At 73.4% G+C, this 444-nt stretch carries 1 protein-coding gene; it reads right to left on the bottom strand.

Annotation, left to right across the window (positions count from 1 at the left end; genetic code table 11):
- Positions 1-444: precorrin-6A/cobalt-precorrin-6A reductase (locus TW83_RS18875; protein ID WP_045984330.1), on the bottom strand; the 444-nt coding region annotated here is incomplete at both ends.

Below are 444 nucleotides of genomic sequence, written 5' to 3'. Positions count from 1 at the left end.
CCCCGCCGCTGTTCTTGGCGACCAGATGGGTGATGCCATGCGCCGCCATCAGCGCCCGGTCGCCCGCCACGGTGAAGGGGCCGCGGGCCAGAACGACCTGCGCGCCGGGCAAGGGGAGCGCATCCGGCGCATCGACCAGCCGCAACAGCCAGCGATGCGGCAGGAGGGCGAAGGGCGCCAGGGTCTGCTTGCCGATGGCCAGGAACACCCCGGTCGGCGCGCAAGGCAGCGCCGCGACCGCGCCCGCAATGTCCGGGACGCGGCTCCAGCCCGGATCGACCGGCCAGGCGGGGCGGCGCAGCATCAGCATCGGCACGCCGCCCGCGCGGCAGGCCAAATCCGTGTTGCGGCTGATCTGCGCGGCAAAGGGATGGGTCGCATCAATGACCGCGCCGATGTCCTGGTCCCGCAGGTAACGCGCCATCCCCTCGGCCCCGCCGAAGC

The organism is Paracoccus sp. S4493 (assembly GCF_000967735.1).
Classification (GTDB): Bacteria; Pseudomonadota; Alphaproteobacteria; order Rhodobacterales; family Rhodobacteraceae; genus Paracoccus; species Paracoccus marcusii.
The sequence above is the reverse complement of the archived record's forward strand: the minus strand, read 5'-3'. Positions and strand labels throughout refer to the sequence as shown.